Genomic DNA, 15626 nt, shown 5'->3' with positions numbered 1-15626 from the left:
CATTTCAATTATGGGAGAGGAGAAACCGGAGGAAGAGCTTATGGGGAAACGTAAGTCTTCTCCGCGGTTGTCAGCGACACCCTTGCGTCGCTTGTTCCTATTCTTTGCCAACCCGGTGCTTTTTATACATCGATGGAAAAAGTTCCTGAAAAATTTTCCAATCGCAATTTTACGGCTCAATCGCGGATGTGATAGTATGAGAGCATTCCCGATAGGTGACCGCCAAATGATCGGCACCTATCGTCTTACAACGTAAAGAATCAGGTGAGCACAATGAGAGTAATTGCAGGCGAGTTTAAAGGAAGAGCCTTGGCTGCCGTCCCGGGCAAAGGCACGAGGCCGACGACCGACAAAGTCAAGGAATCGATATTCAGTATGATCGGCCCTTATTTTTCGGGTGGAATTGCCCTCGATTTATATGCAGGAACCGGAGGGCTCGGAATCGAGGCGCTCAGTCGGGGCGTAGAGCGCGTCATTTTCGTCGATGCCGATGCCAAGGCCGTTTCCGTGATCAAAGGCAATCTGGAGAAGGTGCAGGCGACAGACAAAGCGGAAGTGTACCGCAATGACGCGGCGCGCGCGCTCAAGGCGCTGACCAAGCGCGATGTGAAGTTTTCCGTCGTTTTTCTTGATCCGCCCTATGCTTATCAAAAAATTGCGGCAGAGATGGCGATTTTGCAGGATACAGGATTGTTGGCGGATGGCTGCTGGATCGTGGCCGAGCATGATGCCGAATTCAAGCTTGGTGCGCAAATCGCCGATTGCGTCTTGCAGAAGCAGGCGACATACGGCGATACGACGATCAGCATTTATCGCTACGAACCGAAGGGAGAGGCACAGGAATGAAAATTGCAGTTTGTCCCGGCAGTTTCGATCCCGTAACAAACGGGCACCTGGACATCATTTCGCGCGCGGCCGCCATTTTTGACAAAGTGATCGTGGCCGTTTTGACGAACTCGAAAAAAACGCCGCTGTTTACCGTGGAAGAGCGGATGGAGCTGATTCGCAGCGCAACCGCCGATTATCCCAATGTGGAGGTCGATACATTCGACGGCCTGCTCATCGACTATATGAAACAGCGGCAAGCACAAGTGCTGATCAAAGGGCTGCGCGCCGTCTCCGATTTTGAATACGAAATGCAGATGGCCTCGGTCAACAAAAAGCTGGATGACTCCGTTGAAACCTTTTTCATGATGACCAGCAATCAGTATTCGTATCTTTCCTCCAGCATCGTGAAGGAAGTCGCGCGCTATCATGCGCCGGTCAGCGATCTGGTTCCGCCGGTAGTGGAGCAGGCGATTCTTGCAAAAATGAAGAACAGGTAAAAAAGCCCGCCTCAGCGAGTGGGGCGGGATACTTGTCGATACAATAGCAGGCTGATGATGATCAGCACGATAAAGATGAGTGTGGCAGTCAAACCGTTGTGACTGAGCGAATCGCTCCAGGCATGCAGCATGCGCGGCTGGTCATACACTTGAAACACCGGCTTGCTGGCGGCGATTCCTTCCGTCATGCGCGTGAGCGGGCCCCAGAAAATCAGGGTCATAATGGCGGCCAGGATCGCGTGGATAAAGCGCGCCAACAAGTAGGGGGCGACGCGGATATCGGTGCTTGAAAGGATGCTCGCCACCTGTGCGTGCACGCTCAAACCTCCCCAGGAAAGGACGGCGCTCGCGATCGCAGCTTTCCACATGAGCGACACCTGGCCTGGAACTTCGCTCGTGGCTTGTGCGCCGAGCGTCACCTCGAACAACCCGGAAATGAGCGCTTTGGCAAACTGTGGCGGCAGGTCGAACGGAGCGAGCAGCACCGTGAAGACAGCGGACAGAAACTGCGTGATGTTCAGCGTACCAAGGAGCTGCAAAATAACCGAAAACACGATTAAAAAGCCGCCGATCATCAAAAGCGTTTGCAAAGCCGAATGAACGGCATCGCCCATCAAGCGGCCAAAGGCTCGGCCGTCATTGAGGCGGGCGCGATGCATGGCTTGCAAGGCGCGGAGCAGTAAAGGAAGCTTGTTTTTGCTAATCGGCTTTGTCGCCAGGTCGCGCGGCGCGTGAAACCGGTACATGATTCCCAGCAACAGCGCGGATACGTAATGGGTGGCGGCGAGGATGAAGCCAAGCTGCTCGTTGTGAAAAAAGCCGACGGCAACCGCCCCGATCACGAATAGCGGATCGCCGGTCGTGACAAACGATACAAGCCGTTCCCCTTCCGCCCGGGTGATGGTTCCCGATTCCCGCAAGCTGGTGGTCAGTTTAGCCGTGACGGGATAGCCGGAAGCAAATCCCATCGTCAAGATGAAGCCTCCTGTGCCCGGCACATTGAAAAGCGGACGCATCAACGGTTCCAGCAGCACGCCGACAAAATGAACGACGCCAAACCCCATCAAGATTTCCGACAACACAATGAATGGGAGTGTAGCGGGAAACACCACTTCCCACCAAATATTCAAGCCCCTCAGGGCGGCTTGAAACGATGTTTGCGGATTTGAAACGAGTGCAATAACCAAGCCAATGGAAAAAAGCGCAACAAACAGCGTGAGAAAATGCGAACGGCGAGCCATACGTCCCTCCTGCGGATCAGGATAGTACATGTCTACGTCCAAGGTGGTGAAACTATTCGCCCAAGCTTCCCACGAAAGCGAAATGAAGCGCATGGTTCCTACATAAGCTAAAAAATGGTGATTGGGAAAAGGGGGACGGCACATGGCAGCAGGCAAAAGACGACCCAAGATCGGCTTGGCGCTCGGCTCGGGCGGCGCGCGCGGCTTCGCGCACATTGGCGTGCTCAAGGTGTTAGAAGAGCATCAGATCGAGGTGGATTTTTTGGCCGGCAGCAGCATGGGCAGCCTGGTCGCCGCATTTTACGCGAATGGCATCAAGCCGGACATGATGGAAAAGCTGGCATTGAATCTGAAGCGGAAGCATTGGCTTGATGTGATCGTGCCGAACCTGGGCTTCGTCGCCGGTCAAAAGATCAAAGAATTGATAAGACTGTTGACGCATGGGAAAAATATCGAACAGCTGAATATCCCCTTGGCGATTGTCGCGACCGACATCGAACGCGGGGAGCGCGTCGTTTTCACGAAGGGGCCGATCGACCAGGCGGTGCGCGCAAGCATCTCGATTCCAGGCATCTTTGTGCCGGAAAAGGTGAACGGGCGGCTGCTTGTGGATGGCGGCGTCATCGATCGGGTGCCGATTACCGTGGCGCGGGAGCTTGGCGCCGACATCGTGATCGCCGTCGATGTGGCCCAGTTCGACACGCAGATTCAAGTCAATTCCATCTTTGAAGTGATCGCGCAGGCGATCGATGTGATGGAGCGCGAGATTTTGCGCCATCGGATTGTTTCGGCGGACTTGGTGATCCGGCCGGATGTGGGACAGTACAGCAGCATCGCGTACAGCGGCATTCAGGAGATTATCGCCGAAGGGGAACGGTGCGCACGGGAGCATGTAGAGAAAATCATCGAGTTGATTGAAAAATGGGAGGACCAACAGTGAAAAGCTTACGCCAATCACGCTGGCTGATCGTGGTTTTGATCGGCCTTTTGACCATCAGTCTGTATATACCGTTGCCATACTACGTCACGAGACCGGGTTCAGCCATGGAACTGGCGCCGATCATCAGCGTCGAGGGCGGAAAGAAGGATGAGAAGGGCGCGTTCATGCTGACGACCGTGCGGATGGGACAGGCCAATATCGCCTGGTATGTGTATTCCAAATTTTCGCCGGATGCCGAGCTGATCGATCGCGATCTCGTCCTGAACAAAGGGGAGTCGAACGAAGATTACACCAAACGCGAGCTGGGCGTTATGCAAGATTCACAGATGACGGCTGAAGCGATGGCTTTCCAACGGGCAGGCTATCCCGTCAAGATACAGAAGCTGGGCGTCATCGTCAACGGGACGCTCGAAGGCATGCCTGCGGCAAAGGTGCTGAAGGTGGGGGACATCATTACACAGGTGGATGACAAGCGGATCACCGACACGAACGAGCTGTTCACCGCCCTCGCCAACAAAAAGGCGGGCGACACGATCGCACTAACCTATCTGAGGGACAAACAAGAACAGAAAGCGAGTTTGACACTGGTCGAGCTGCCGGCGGACAACGGGCAGAAGCCACGTCCCGGATTCGGGATCAGACCGGCAGACAAGACGCTGATTGAAGTGCCGAAAAAGGTAAACATCAACGCGGAAAACATCGGAGGGCCATCCGCCGGACTGATGTTTACGCTGGAAATTTACGATCAGCTGCGCCCGGATATCGACCTGACCAAAGGGTACCGGATCGCCGGTACAGGCACGATCAATCCGGATGCGACAATCGGGCGCATCGGCGGGATCAACCACAAAATCATCGCTGCGCAAAATGCAGGAGCAGAAATTTTCTTTGCCCCTGACGATTCGGATGCGCCTGTATCGAATTATCAGGAGGCGCTTGCGACCGCGAAGCGGATCGGGACGAAGATGAAGATCATCCCGGTCAAAAAGCTGGATGACGCGCTGGTCTATTTAGAATCGCTCACGCCAAAACAATAGGCGGGCGCCGGTACTCAGCCGTGAACGGGCGATCTCCCGGTTCAGGCTGGGCCAGGCTGTAGACGGCGGCAGCGGCGATCTCCATGTCCAGCATCGGATGCAGTCCATCCGTCACTTTTGTGATCAACGGGATGGACGACTTCTTTTTCGCCTCATGCAAAAGCTGCTTGCCAACCTTCGAAAAGCCGAGAATCCGGGCATAAGGCGCCCCGTTTTTTAAGGAAAGCTCGGCCATCGTACTTTTTTTCATGTCAAGCAGGACGGCTGTCAGCATACGCTGGATGCGGTTCCATGTGTAGCGCTTGTTTTTCGTGGCGGCGACCAGTTCCGCAACCGTGCCAGCTTGTCTCGCTGCCGCTTTCAGCCGATGCTCGATCCCCTCGCCGACTTCATGGTAGCCAGCGATTTCTTCCGGGGAGAGCTGCAATAGACGGTGAAAAAGCGGATGGCGGAACCGTTCCCAATTGATTGGCCCGCGCCCCAGCGCAAACTCGCGCTGCATAATGGCGAGCGTGGTGGGGGGAACATAGGGTGCCAGCTCATCAAAGCCGGCATCATCGCCGAAAATCAGCTTGCGGATGGCTGTGGCGCTGGCGATCTGGGCGTCGGTGATCGTCGTTTGATGGTATCCGGCCTTTTGCCGCTTGATGGTCGCAGGTTGAATGCGGCTGCCCAGCCGTTTGAGGGCAAGCAAATAGTTGAGTCCCAAAATATTGTTGGGCGAGGCTAAATCGGCCTCTGGTGAACCGTTGTGGCCCAGCAACTCCGAAGCCGCCCGTGCGTAGGCGGTCGGGTAGGAGAGTCCTTCTCCGAGATGGGCCTTAAGCGAACGGGAAAAAGCTTCCGGTTCTTCAGCGAGCAGTTCCGCCAGCTCGCTGATCCAACCGATCTCCCCGCTTTCGCTGCCGAAGCAGAGGGAATCGACCACGCCGATGCGGTCGAGCACCGACACGGCACCCAACGCGAACAGCTCGGCGGTGGCGCACGAGAAGGGCAGCGGAAGCTCGATGACCAGGTCGATGCCCGCCTGCAGCGCCATTTCCGCTCGCGCCCATTTGGAGAGCAAGGCGGGCTCGCCGCGCTGCAAAAAATTGCCGCTCATCACGATCGCGCAGGCGTCTGCGCCCGTGACCCGCTTGGCTTCCGTATAATGATAGTAATGACCGTTATGCAACGGATTGTATTCGACGACCAATCCTACCGTCTTCAAGCAACGTTCCTCCTTTTTTTTTCTTGCTCCATAGTGTAGTAGAGTGCTATCTTTTTAGCAACCGTTGGAAAACGCGACGGGACGGAACGAGAGTGCTGTCAAGGAAATTTGGTTGACAAAGATTTGGGCAAAAGCTATAATCATCTTTGTTGCGCTTGAGGTGAAAAAACATGATTATTCGATTGAGTGAACTGGATCATCGCAAAGGTGAACCACTACCGTTCCGAGTGACATTGGATGCCGACGAGATCAAGTCGCGCCATCAAGAAATTCGCAGTGTCACACCCGTGCAAGCAGTCGGTGAGGCTGCCAAGCTGGGAACTCTCTATTATGTGAATGGGCATATGGAGGCAGACGTCAATTACGTCTGTGCCCGCTGTTTGACCCCGTTCACCCAGCACATGCATGTGCCGTTCTCCGAGTCGTTTACCAACGACGAATCGCTGGTGTTCGACGAAGAAAGCGACATCCAACTGCTGGATGGAGAAGAGATTGAGCTGGAGCCGCTGCTTTCAGAAGATTTTCTCCTGGAAGTGCCAACGTTCCCGCTTTGTTCCGAGGATTGCAAAGGATTATGCCCATCGTGCGGCGTGAACCGCAATGAGCAGCCATGCAGCTGCAAAAACGAGCGCATCGATCCGAGGTTGGCCGGTCTGGCTGACTTTTTCCAAAAGAACAACGAGTAATCTTGGACAAAGGTTCAATATGAAGCAATGTGTATTGTAACAGATTCACGCTTCATTTTTGAATGACTGGCGCGCTTGGCTTGTCCGATGCCGCCGATCATGAATAGAAGGCTTCCTCTCAGTGTGAAGAGCGCTTGTGTGCTTCCTTCTATCGAGGCCTACTTGAAACAGAATTGAAGGAGGTGTAAGTAAGATGGCAGTACCTCAACGGAGAACTTCCAAAACTCGTAAAAGAATGCGTCGTACGCACTTCAAATTAGAGATTCCAGGCATGATCAAATGCGACAATTGTGGCGAACACAAGCTGGCTCACCGCGTTTGCGGAAGCTGCGGACACTACAAAGGTCAAAAAGTAGCAAAATAAGAAGCAGGGTGATACCTCACCTTGCTTTTTTCTTTCGGCAAAAAACACGGTGGCGCCAAGCTTCTTGGCGCTGCCTTCGTTGCGTTTTCGCCAAAATCGCGTTTTTGCAAAAGAGGGGGAATGAGATGGTTTATTGGCTGCTTCTCGTAAAAAGCTTTCGTCGCAATCTTCAGTATCGGATGGCACATCTTATCAACAATTTTGCCAGCACCATATTCGGGTTCGTGTTCATCGCCATTTGGGCCGGCGTGCTCGAAGGCAAAGGGAACACGGACAGCCTCTACAACCCTTCCACCATGACGCATTACATCGCGTTTACACAAGTCATGCTGTGGATCACGACATTCCTCAGCCCGGGATTGGGCATCCATCTTCAGGTGCGCACCGGTGCGGTCAGCCTCGACCTCATGCGGCCTGTGAGCTATTTCCTGTTTGTGGTTTCACAGGAAGCGGGCAAGATTTGCTACAACTTCCTGTATCGCACGCTGCCCATCGCCATCGTCTATTCCGCTACAGTCGGCTTTTATCTTCCACGCGAGCCCATCACCTGCATCGCTGCGCTGCTCTCCATTTTACTCGCGGTTTACATCGGGTTGCTCCTGTTTTTTCTCGTCGGTCTCACTTCTTTTTGGACAAATGAAATCAGCGGATTGCACAACGTGCTTATCACCTTGCTGTTTGGTCTCGGCGGCCAATTTGTGCCGATCGATCTGTTTCCGCATTGGCTTGGTTCGCTTGCGATGGGGTTGCCGTTCGCCGGTGTGCTCTACTACCCGACCATGCTGTATCTGGAACAGGTGTCTTACGGTGTGCTCGGCCTGCAAGCAATCTGGGCGATCGTCCTGACCATCGTCTGCCTCGTGCTGACCGGCAGGGCGCGGCGCAGAACCGAAATTCAAGGAGGATAGCCATGTGGTCTTTTTATTGGAAAATGGTAAAAACCAATATTCGCTCACAGCTGCAATACAAAGGCAACTTCATCATGACCGCATGTGCCAACGCCAGCCTGTCGGTGCTCGACTTTTTGCTGCTTGGCGCAGTGCTGGCGCGGTTTGATCACGTAAAAGGCTGGAGCCTGTATGAGATCGGCGTGTTGTACGGGATCATCTCCTGTGCGATGTCCTTGTATCGGACGATGTCTGCGGAAATCCACGAGTTCGAAAAATACATCATCCAGGGGGAATTCGACCAGCTCCTGGTTCGGCCGATGCCGCCGTTGTTCCTGTTGCTGACCAAGCGTGTGGATTTGGGGAAAGTGGGGGGGCTGCTGCAAGGGATCGTCGTGCTTGTTGTCTCGCTCGCCGGATTGTCTCGCCAAGGAGCGGCGATCGGGCTTCTCATCGCGTATGTGCCCGTGGCGATCCTGCTTGGGTTCGTGATGATGTTCTCGATCTCGTTGATTACAGCGACAACGGCTTTTTGGACGTCACAGGTGAAGGATTTGCAGGCGTTCACGCTTTATGCCCCGTCCAATGCGGCGAACTATCCGATCAGCCTGTACCCGAATTGGCTCAAGCTCGTTTTTCTGGGCCTGCTCCCGGTCGGCTTCATCAATTACATACCGGCACTGTATTTGCTGGACAAAGGGGGCAGCTGGTATCATTTGCTGCTGTCTCCAATCGTGGTGATCGGATACTTGCTCGTGGCGCTTTGGTTTTGGCGCTTCGGGATCAAACATTACCATAGCACAGGCTCGTGAGCGGCAACGTGTTTTTGCTTTTCTGGCCGATAATAGAAGGGAGAGAAAGAAATGATCGTAGCCGACGGGCTTGAGAAAACATTTTGGCACAGACCGAATGCAAAGGGGGTGCTCGGCAGCTTCCGCGCGTTGTTTTCCGGAGCAGGCTCGGCGAAAAAAGCGGTCGAGTCCGTCTCCTTTGCGATCGGGGAAGGAGAATTCGTCGGGTATCTGGGGCCAAACGGCGCGGGCAAGTCTACCACCATCAAAATGCTGGCGGGCATCCTCCACCCTTCCGCCGGATCGGTTGAAGTGGCAGGATTGAGTCCACAGCGGCAGCGCAGAGAGGTTGCCAAAAAAATCGGCGTCGTGTTTGGACAGCGCACGCAGCTTTGGTGGGACTTGCCGGTGCGCGATTCGTTTGAAATTTTGCAGGCCATGTACCAGGTTGACAACAAAAAGTACGCCCTGGCGATGGAGCGATTTGACGATCTGCTGGAGCTGGGGAGCTTCATCGATACGCCTGTGCGCAAGCTGTCGCTCGGCCAGCGCATGCGTGCCGACTTGGCGGCCGCCCTGCTGCATGATCCGGCGATCCTGTTTCTGGATGAGCCCACGATCGGGCTCGATGTGGTCGCCAAAGAACGAATCCGCGGGTTTTTGAAGGAAATCAACCGGGCGGAGCGAAAAACCATTTTGTTGACCACCCATGACATGGATGACATCGCCGAATTGTGCCAGCGCATCATTGTCATCAATCACGGGAAGCTGGTCATGGATGGCAGCTTGTCCGCCCTGCGCGAGCAGATCGGGCTGCCGACCACATGCACGGTGCAATTTGCCGCCACGCCGCAGATCCAGCCGATTCACGGCGTCGAACGCGTCGAGACGAACGGCGCGCAGGTCCAGGTTTTTTACGACAAACGCACGGTTTCGACCCCGGTAATCCTCGATGAGATCAGCAAATGGGGCGATCCGCTTGATATTACGCTGGCGGAGCCGGAGATCGAAGAATTGATTCGCCGGATTTATTAGGGTTGTAATGATCCCGCATGTCGAATATACTAGTTTTGGCACCAGGTATTAATTTCTGATCGTAAAAAAGGTTCGATATGTCTATACATATTGGGGGGTGGCGACCATCGCCCGATTGCCGAAAAAAGATCGACAAACGCGGCTCGTCCAGTATTTAAAAGAAAATCCTTTCGCAACGGATGAAGACTTGGCGACAGCTTTTCGCGTCAGCATCCAGACCATCCGGCTTGATCGGCTGGAGCTTGGCATTCCGGAGCTGCGCGAGCGGATCAAGTCGGTGGCAGAACGCAGTCTGGACCCGGTGAAGTCGCTGGGGATTGATGAAGTGATCGGTGAGGTTGTCGATCTGCAATTGGATGTGCAGGGAATCTCCGTGCTCGACATCAAGGAAGAGCATGTGTTCACCCGTACGCAAATTGCCAGAGGACATTATATATTTGCACAAGCCAATTCGCTTGCAGTCGCGTTGATCAATGCAGACGTCGCGCTGACGGCAACGGCGCGCATCCGGTTTATCCGCCCCGTCAAGCTGGGCGAGCGGCTGGTCGCCAAAGCGGTGGTCCGCTCGAGCAGCGGGGATGAGAGCCGCGTGCGCGTCGAGACGAGAGTACAAAATGAAGTTGTTTTTTCTGCAAGCTTCCGTGTCGTGCGCGCAGCCGCATGGGAAGCGGAACCATAATTGTAGGCAATGAGAAGAGGAGGAAATGATTTGCGTATCGCTATCGATGCGATGGGAGGCGACCACGCTCCGAAAAGCGTAGTGGAAGGTGCATTGCTCGCCATCCAGTCCAACCCGTCGCTTACGGTTGTGCTCGTAGGAGACGAGGCAGCCATCAGACAACACATGCCCGCAACCATCCCCTCCAGAATTGAGATTCAGCACACGACCGAGGTCATCGAGGCAGAGGATGAACCGGTGCGTGCGGTCCGCCGCAAAAAAGATTCGTCAATGGTCGTAACGATGGAGCTGGCCAAGCAGCGAAAAGTGGACGCTTGCATCTCCGCGGGGAATACGGGCGCGCTGATGACAGCAGGTCTGCTGATCGCAGGGCGGATGAAAGGAATCGAGCGCCCTGCGCTGGCGGCGTTTATTCCGAATGTGCAAGGCAAAGCGTCGCTCTTGCTCGACGTCGGCGCCAACGTAGACGCGAAGCCCGTTCATTTGCTGCAATATGCGATCATGGGCAGCGTGTACGCCGACAAAGGCATGGGCATCCCGGAGCCGAAGGTCGGGCTGCTCAATGTCGGTACGGAGGAGACGAAAGGAAACGAGCTGTGCAAGGCCACCTATCCGCTGCTCGCGCTCTCCAAAACCCGTTTTATCGGCAACGTGGAGGCGCGCGACATCATGCAGGGCTCCTGCGATGTCGTCGTTTGCGAAGGCTTTGCGGGGAACGTTTTGTTAAAAGCGATCGAAGGGGCAGCATCCACGATATTCTCCTTGTTGAAAGAGGAGTTTACTTCCAGTTTCTTGAATAAAGTAGGAGCCTTTCTTTTGAAACCGAGCCTGGTCCGGTTCAAAAAGCGGATGGACTATGCCGAGTACGGCGGAGCGCCGCTGCTCGGGTTGATGGTCCCGGTTTTTAAGGCGCATGGCTCGTCCAGTTCACTGGCGATCAAAAACGCGTTTCTGGCAGCAGCCCGCTATGTGGAAAATGACGTAAACGGCTTGATTCAGCAAGAACTCGATCTACATATACAAACCGAAAGCGAGTGAAACAGATGGCTCAATTGCGACCTGTCGGCATCCTCGGCACGGGCTCCTACACGCCTGAACGAGTGCTGACCAATGCGGATTTGGAAAAAATGGTGGAGACGAATGACGAATGGATCGTGACCCGCACGGGAATTCGCGAGCGCCGGATTTCGTCCAAGGAACAGGCGTCCTCCGATCTCGCCTACGAAGCAGCGCAGCGAGCGCTGAAGAAAGCCAACATCACGGCGGAAGAGCTGGATATGATCATTGTGGCTACCGTAACGCCGGACATGATGTTCCCATCCACCGCCTGCATTTTGCAAGATAAACTCGGCGCGAAAAAAGCGTCCGCACTCGACATTTCGGCAGCTTGCACCGGCTTTTTGTACGGGATCACGACTGCCTCCCAATTCATTGCAAACGGCATGTACCGCTATGTGCTGGTGATCGGGGTTGAATCGCTCTCCAAAATCACCAACTACGAAGACCGCAACACATGCGTCCTGTTCGGTGACGGAGCCGGTGCGGCGATTCTGGGGCCAGTGCCAGAAGGCTACGGCTTCAAGGCGTTCGATCTCGGCGCAGACGGCTCGGGCGGCGAATTGCTGAACCTGCCTGCAGGCGGATCACGCATGCCAGCTACAGCGGAAACGGTAGAGCAAGGGCTCCATTACCTGTACATGGCCGGCAGCGAAGTATTCAAGTTCGCCGTCCGCGTGATGAACTCCGCGACAGAAACGGTTTTGGAAAAAGCGGGACTGGAAAAAGACAGCATCGACCTGCTGGTGCCGCATCAAGCGAACCTGCGGATCATCGATGCGGCCGTAAAACGCTTCGGCCTTTCCGAAGACAAAGTCGCGATCAACCTGGATCGCTACGGCAACATGTCCTCCGCCTCCATCCCGGTTGCACTGGATGAAGCGGTGGCAGCAGGTCGCGTGAACGAAGGCGACAATGTGGTGCTGGTCGGATTCGGCGGCGGATTGACGTGGGGCGCGGCACTGTTGACATGGTGCACGAAGCAAGCCTAACGGAAGGGAGTTAACAGGATGAGTAAAATTGCACTCGTATTCCCGGGCCAAGGCTCTCAGTTTGTCGGCATGGGAAAAGAACTGGTTACACAATCGGCTGCGGCCAAACATATATTTGACCAGGCGGACGCAGCGCTCGGTTTTTCGCTGTCTGCGCTCTGCTTTGAAGGTCCGGATGAAGAGCTGAAGCTGACTGCCAATACGCAGCCGGCAATCTTGACGATGAGCGTTGCCGTGCTGGCGGCGCTGAAAGAAAAACAGCCTGTCATCAAGGCTGACTTTGTCGCAGGTCACAGCCTCGGCGAGTATTCCGCGCTTGTCGCAGCCGGCGCCCTCACGTTTGAGGATGCCGTGAAAACAGTCAGACTGCGCGGTCAATTCATGGAAAGCGCCGTTCCGGCAGGCCAAGGCGCCATGGCGGCCGTTCTCGGAATGGAGCGGGATGCGCTGCAGACGGTGTGCGCAGAAGTAACGGCCGGCGGCAACCCGGTTCAGCTGGCAAACCTCAACTGTCCCGGCCAGATCGTCATTTCCGGAAGCGCGGAAGGCGTGAAGCTGGCAGGCGAGGGGGCGAAGGCTGCGGGGGCAAAGCGCGTTCTGCCGCTTAATGTGAGCGGACCGTTCCACTCCTCCTTGATGGAGCCGGCGGCTGATCGGCTGAAAGAAGTCCTTGCAGGCATCGCGATCAGTGAAGCGTCCATTCCGGTTGTGGCGAACGTTTCGGCCCGTCCGGTAACAGGTGCTGCGGACATTGCCACCAGCCTCGTCGATCAGGTGGCATCCCCCGTGCTGTGGGAGGATTCTGTCGCGTGGATGGCGGAGCAGGGCGTGACGACGTTCATCGAAATCGGTCCTGGCAAAGTGCTCGCCGGTCTGATCAAAAAGATTGCTCCGGGCGATGTGAAAATCTACTCGGTGCAAGACGCGGAATCGCTTGCAGAACTGCTGGATGGAGGTATTTTATGCTAACAGGAAAGGTAGCGCTGGTAACAGGCGCATCCCGCGGCATCGGACGCGCGATCGCGCTCAAGCTGGCAGCTGACGGCTGCAACGTCGTCGTCAACTATGCAGGCAGCGAGTCGGCAGCGGCTGAGACCGTAGCGAAAATCAAGGAGCTGGGCCGCGAAGCGATCATGGTGAAAGCGAATGTGAGCAGCGCGGATGAAGTGAACGATATGTTCAAGGCGGCCCTTGACACATTCGGGCAAATCGACATTTTGGTGAACAACGCCGGGATCACCCGCGATAACTTGATGATGCGCATGAAAGAGGAAGAATGGGACGATGTGATTGACACGAACCTCAAAGGTGTGTTTAACTGCATCAAGGCGGCTACTCGTCCGATGATGAAACAGCGCAGCGGCCGAATCATCAACATCACCTCGGTGGTGGGCGTGCTCGGCAACGCGGGGCAAGCCAACTATGTAGCGGCCAAAGCGGGCGTGATCGGCCTGACCAAAACCGCAGCGCGCGAGCTGGCGTCCCGCGGCATCACGGTGAATGCAGTAGCTCCGGGCTTCATTGCAACGGACATGACAGACGTTTTGCCGGAGGATGTAAAAGCCAACCTGCTGACCCAAATTCCGCTCGCACGTCTGGGGCAAGCGGATGAAATCGCCAATGTCGTGCACTTTTTGGCGAGCGATGCAGCTGCTTATATGACAGGCCAAACCTTGCATGTCGATGGCGGCATGTACATGTAACCCGTTTGAATCCTTGATTCAACTGGTTTTTGCAAGGGACATCCCTTATAATACTTGGAGAGGGGGTGAAGCAAGATGGCAGACGTTTTTGAGAAAGTGAAAAAAATCGTGATTGACCGGTTGAATGTAGATGAGTCCAAAGTTACGTTGGAAGCTTCTTTTAAAGAAGATCTGGGTGCTGACTCTTTGGATGTAGTGGAACTCGTGATGGAACTCGAGGATGAGTTCGATTTGGAGATTTCCGATGAAGATGCTGAGAAAATCACTACTGTGGGCGAGGTAGTAAAATACATAGAGTCCCACAAGTAATTGTAGAAGGGAGTCTCGTTTCGGCGGGACTCCTCCCTTCACATATGCGGACTTTCCACGTTTATCCCCATTCAATCCGTAATGAAAGCGAACTGCTTATTACATATAGAGGTGAAGCGAATGAAACGAAGAGTGGTGATTACAGGCGTTGGCGTCATTTCACCAGTGGGCAACGACGTTGATACCTTCTGGGAAAGCCTGCGCTCCGGTAAATCGGGGATCGATAAAATCACGAGTTTTGATGTCTCGGACTATCCGACCCAAATTGCTGGCGAAGTGAAAGATTTTGTGCCGGAAGACTACATGGATAAAAAAGAAGTGCGCCGTACGGACCGTTTCGTGCAATTCGCACTGGCTGCTGCCAAAATGGCCATGAAGAGTTCCGGTTTGGAAATCAATGAAGAGAATGCCGAGCAAATCGGTGTCTACATCGGTTCCGGTATCGGTGGATTATCCACGTTTGAAGAACAGCATCGTGTCATGCTGGAAAAAGGACCGCGCAGAGTCAGTCCGTTTTTCATTCCGATGTTGATCGGGAATATGGCATCCGGTTTGATCTCCATCGAATTGGGCGCCAAGGGTCCGACCTCCAGTGCGATTACAGCGTGCGCAACAGGGACCAATGCAATCGGTGACGCGTTCCGCCTGATTCAATACGGACATGCGGATGCGATGGTAACCGGAGGAGCGGAAGCGACGGTGCTGCCGATGGCGTTTGCGGGATTCTGTTCGATGAAAGCGATGTCGACGCGCAACGATGAGCCGCAAAAAGCGAGCCGTCCATTCGACCGCGACCGCGATGGCTTCGTCATGGGCGAAGGCGCGGGCGTGCTGGTGCTTGAAGAGCTGGAGCATGCGAAAAAACGCGGCGCGACCATTATCGCGGAAGTGATCGGCTATGGCATGAGCGCGGATGCGCACCATATCACGGCTCCGTCTCCAAACGGCGAAGGCGCTGCCCGCTGTATGAAACTCGCGCTGAAAGATGCGGGAGTCGAGCCGGAGAGCATCGGTTACATCAATGCGCACGGTACATCTACCGGCCAAGGCGACATTGCGGAAACGCAAGCGATCAAACAAATTTTCGGGGAGCATGCGTACAAGCTGGCCGTCAGCTCGACCAAATCGATGACAGGCCATCTGCTCGGCGCAACAGGCGGTATCGAAGCGATCGCGACGGCATTTGCCCTGCGCGATCAGATTTTGCCGCCGACCATCAATCTGGAAAACCCAGACCCCGAATGCGATCTTGATTATGTGCCGAACAAAGCTCGCGAAGCGCACGTTGATGTGGCTCTCTCCAATACTTTTGGATTTGGCGGTCACAATGCAACGATTGTGCTTAAACGATACCAGGCATAAAAGACGATG

Annotated in this window: 18 protein-coding genes; 16 read left to right on the top strand and 2 right to left on the bottom strand. The window is 54.9% G+C overall.

Features of this window, described 5'->3' with window-relative positions:
* Nucleotides 1-273: 273 nt before the first annotated feature.
* Both rsmD and coaD read left to right on the top strand, forming a co-directional pair.
* The gene (gene rsmD, locus ACTID9_RS17495) at nt 274-846 is read left to right on the top strand and encodes a 16S rRNA (guanine(966)-N(2))-methyltransferase RsmD (protein WP_441066006.1); all 573 of its coding nucleotides are present in this window, start codon (nt 274-276) and stop codon (nt 844-846) included.
* Nucleotides 843-1325 (top strand): pantetheine-phosphate adenylyltransferase, encoded by a 483-nt coding sequence (coaD, locus tag ACTID9_RS17490; protein ID WP_441066004.1) that lies wholly within the window; start codon nt 843-845, stop codon nt 1323-1325. The genes rsmD and coaD overlap by 4 nt, the downstream gene beginning before the upstream one ends.
* A gap of 11 nt (nt 1326-1336) precedes the next feature.
* On the opposite strand, the gene ylbJ is transcribed toward coaD, so the two are convergent.
* Complete coding sequence (ylbJ, locus tag ACTID9_RS17485) at nt 1337-2566, bottom strand: sporulation integral membrane protein YlbJ (RefSeq protein WP_441066002.1); 1230 nt, start codon at nt 2564-2566, stop codon at nt 1337-1339.
* A gap of 142 nt (nt 2567-2708) precedes the next feature.
* Here ylbJ and ACTID9_RS17480 point away from each other — a divergent pair, with 142 nt between their 5' ends.
* Both ACTID9_RS17480 and ACTID9_RS17475 read left to right on the top strand, forming a co-directional pair.
* Nucleotides 2709-3506, top strand: a complete 798-nt coding sequence (locus tag ACTID9_RS17480; RefSeq protein WP_441066000.1) for a patatin-like phospholipase family protein — start codon at nt 2709-2711, stop codon at nt 3504-3506.
* Complete coding sequence (locus ACTID9_RS17475; protein WP_441065998.1) at nt 3503-4543, top strand: SepM family pheromone-processing serine protease; 1041 nt, start codon at nt 3503-3505, stop codon at nt 4541-4543. The genes ACTID9_RS17480 and ACTID9_RS17475 overlap by 4 nt, the downstream gene beginning before the upstream one ends.
* Here the strand turns inward: ACTID9_RS17475 and ACTID9_RS17470 are convergent.
* The gene (locus tag ACTID9_RS17470; RefSeq protein ID WP_441065996.1) at nt 4527-5753 is read right to left on the bottom strand and encodes a nucleotidyltransferase; all 1227 of its coding nucleotides are present in this window, start codon (nt 5751-5753) and stop codon (nt 4527-4529) included. The genes ACTID9_RS17475 and ACTID9_RS17470 overlap by 17 nt on opposite strands.
* 170 nt (nt 5754-5923) lie before the next feature.
* Here ACTID9_RS17470 and ACTID9_RS17465 point away from each other — a divergent pair, with 170 nt between their 5' ends.
* From ACTID9_RS17465 to fabF, 12 genes are all read left to right on the top strand, one after another.
* Nucleotides 5924-6439: a YceD family protein gene (locus tag ACTID9_RS17465; protein WP_441065994.1), complete on the top strand. Its 516-nt coding sequence runs from the start codon at nt 5924-5926 to the stop codon at nt 6437-6439.
* Between the two features lie 193 nt (nt 6440-6632).
* A complete protein-coding gene (rpmF, locus tag ACTID9_RS17460; protein WP_122916600.1) occupies nt 6633-6803 on the top strand; it encodes a 50S ribosomal protein L32 in 171 nt (56 codons plus the stop codon).
* Nucleotides 6804-6928: 125 nt separating this feature from the next.
* Nucleotides 6929-7711 carry an ABC transporter permease gene (locus ACTID9_RS17455; protein ID WP_441065991.1) on the top strand — a complete coding sequence of 261 codons (783 nt, stop codon included), beginning with the start codon at nt 6929-6931 and terminating at the stop codon, nt 7709-7711.
* 2 nt (nt 7712-7713) lie between these two features.
* Complete coding sequence (locus ACTID9_RS17450) at nt 7714-8502, top strand: ABC transporter permease (RefSeq protein ID WP_441065989.1); 789 nt, start codon at nt 7714-7716, stop codon at nt 8500-8502.
* A 51-nt stretch (nt 8503-8553) separates the two neighbouring features.
* Nucleotides 8554-9516 carry an ABC transporter ATP-binding protein gene (locus ACTID9_RS17445; RefSeq protein WP_441065987.1) on the top strand — a complete coding sequence of 321 codons (963 nt, stop codon included), beginning with the start codon at nt 8554-8556 and terminating at the stop codon, nt 9514-9516.
* Between the two features lie 97 nt (nt 9517-9613).
* Nucleotides 9614-10195: a transcription factor FapR gene (gene fapR, locus ACTID9_RS17440; protein WP_441065985.1), complete on the top strand. Its 582-nt coding sequence runs from the start codon at nt 9614-9616 to the stop codon at nt 10193-10195.
* 30 nt (nt 10196-10225) lie between these two features.
* Nucleotides 10226-11233, top strand: coding sequence for a phosphate acyltransferase PlsX (gene plsX, locus ACTID9_RS17435; RefSeq protein ID WP_441065983.1), 1008 nt, complete (start codon nt 10226-10228; stop codon nt 11231-11233).
* 5 nt (nt 11234-11238) lie between these two features.
* Complete coding sequence (locus ACTID9_RS17430) at nt 11239-12243, top strand: beta-ketoacyl-ACP synthase III (RefSeq protein WP_441065981.1); 1005 nt, start codon at nt 11239-11241, stop codon at nt 12241-12243.
* 18 nt (nt 12244-12261) lie between these two features.
* Nucleotides 12262-13212, top strand: a complete 951-nt coding sequence (fabD, locus tag ACTID9_RS17425; protein WP_441065979.1) for an ACP S-malonyltransferase — start codon at nt 12262-12264, stop codon at nt 13210-13212.
* On the top strand, nt 13206-13946 hold the full coding sequence (gene fabG / locus ACTID9_RS17420; protein ID WP_441065977.1) for a 3-oxoacyl-[acyl-carrier-protein] reductase: 741 nt from the start codon (nt 13206-13208) through the stop codon (nt 13944-13946). Before fabD ends, fabG begins: the two co-directional genes overlap by 7 nt.
* A 75-nt stretch (nt 13947-14021) precedes the next feature.
* A complete protein-coding gene (gene acpP, locus ACTID9_RS17415) occupies nt 14022-14255 on the top strand; it encodes an acyl carrier protein (protein WP_122916591.1) in 234 nt (77 codons plus the stop codon).
* 120 nt (nt 14256-14375) lie between these two features.
* Complete coding sequence (gene fabF, locus ACTID9_RS17410) at nt 14376-15617, top strand: beta-ketoacyl-ACP synthase II (RefSeq protein WP_441065975.1); 1242 nt, start codon at nt 14376-14378, stop codon at nt 15615-15617.
* Nucleotides 15618-15626: the final 9 nt, after the last annotated feature.

The sequence above is a fragment of the Brevibacillus fluminis genome (assembly GCF_052072235.1).
In the GTDB taxonomy this organism is placed as follows: domain Bacteria; phylum Bacillota; class Bacilli; order Brevibacillales; family Brevibacillaceae; genus Brevibacillus_D; species Brevibacillus_D fluminis_A.
The sequence above is the reverse complement of the archived record's forward strand: the minus strand, read 5'-3'. Positions and strand labels throughout refer to the sequence as shown.

Coding starts and splice junctions, on each gene's coding strand:
- rsmD (WP_441066006.1), top strand. CDS start 274: ATGAGAGTAATTGCAGGCGAGTTTAAAGGAAGAGCCTTGGCTGCCGTC.
- coaD (WP_441066004.1), top strand. CDS start 843: ATGAAAATTGCAGTTTGTCCCGGCAGTTTCGATCCCGTAACAAACGGG.
- ylbJ (WP_441066002.1), bottom strand. CDS start 2,566: ATGGCTCGCCGTTCGCATTTTCTCACGCTGTTTGTTGCGCTTTTTTCC.
- ACTID9_RS17480 (WP_441066000.1), top strand. CDS start 2,709: ATGGCAGCAGGCAAAAGACGACCCAAGATCGGCTTGGCGCTCGGCTCG.
- ACTID9_RS17465 (WP_441065994.1), top strand. CDS start 5,924: ATGATTATTCGATTGAGTGAACTGGATCATCGCAAAGGTGAACCACTA.
- rpmF (WP_122916600.1), top strand. CDS start 6,633: ATGGCAGTACCTCAACGGAGAACTTCCAAAACTCGTAAAAGAATGCGT.
- ACTID9_RS17455 (WP_441065991.1), top strand. CDS start 6,929: ATGGTTTATTGGCTGCTTCTCGTAAAAAGCTTTCGTCGCAATCTTCAG.
- ACTID9_RS17450 (WP_441065989.1), top strand. CDS start 7,714: ATGTGGTCTTTTTATTGGAAAATGGTAAAAACCAATATTCGCTCACAG.
- ACTID9_RS17445 (WP_441065987.1), top strand. CDS start 8,554: ATGATCGTAGCCGACGGGCTTGAGAAAACATTTTGGCACAGACCGAAT.
- ACTID9_RS17430 (WP_441065981.1), top strand. CDS start 11,239: ATGGCTCAATTGCGACCTGTCGGCATCCTCGGCACGGGCTCCTACACG.
- fabD (WP_441065979.1), top strand. CDS start 12,262: ATGAGTAAAATTGCACTCGTATTCCCGGGCCAAGGCTCTCAGTTTGTC.
- fabG (WP_441065977.1), top strand. CDS start 13,206: ATGCTAACAGGAAAGGTAGCGCTGGTAACAGGCGCATCCCGCGGCATC.
- acpP (WP_122916591.1), top strand. CDS start 14,022: ATGGCAGACGTTTTTGAGAAAGTGAAAAAAATCGTGATTGACCGGTTG.
- fabF (WP_441065975.1), top strand. CDS start 14,376: ATGAAACGAAGAGTGGTGATTACAGGCGTTGGCGTCATTTCACCAGTG.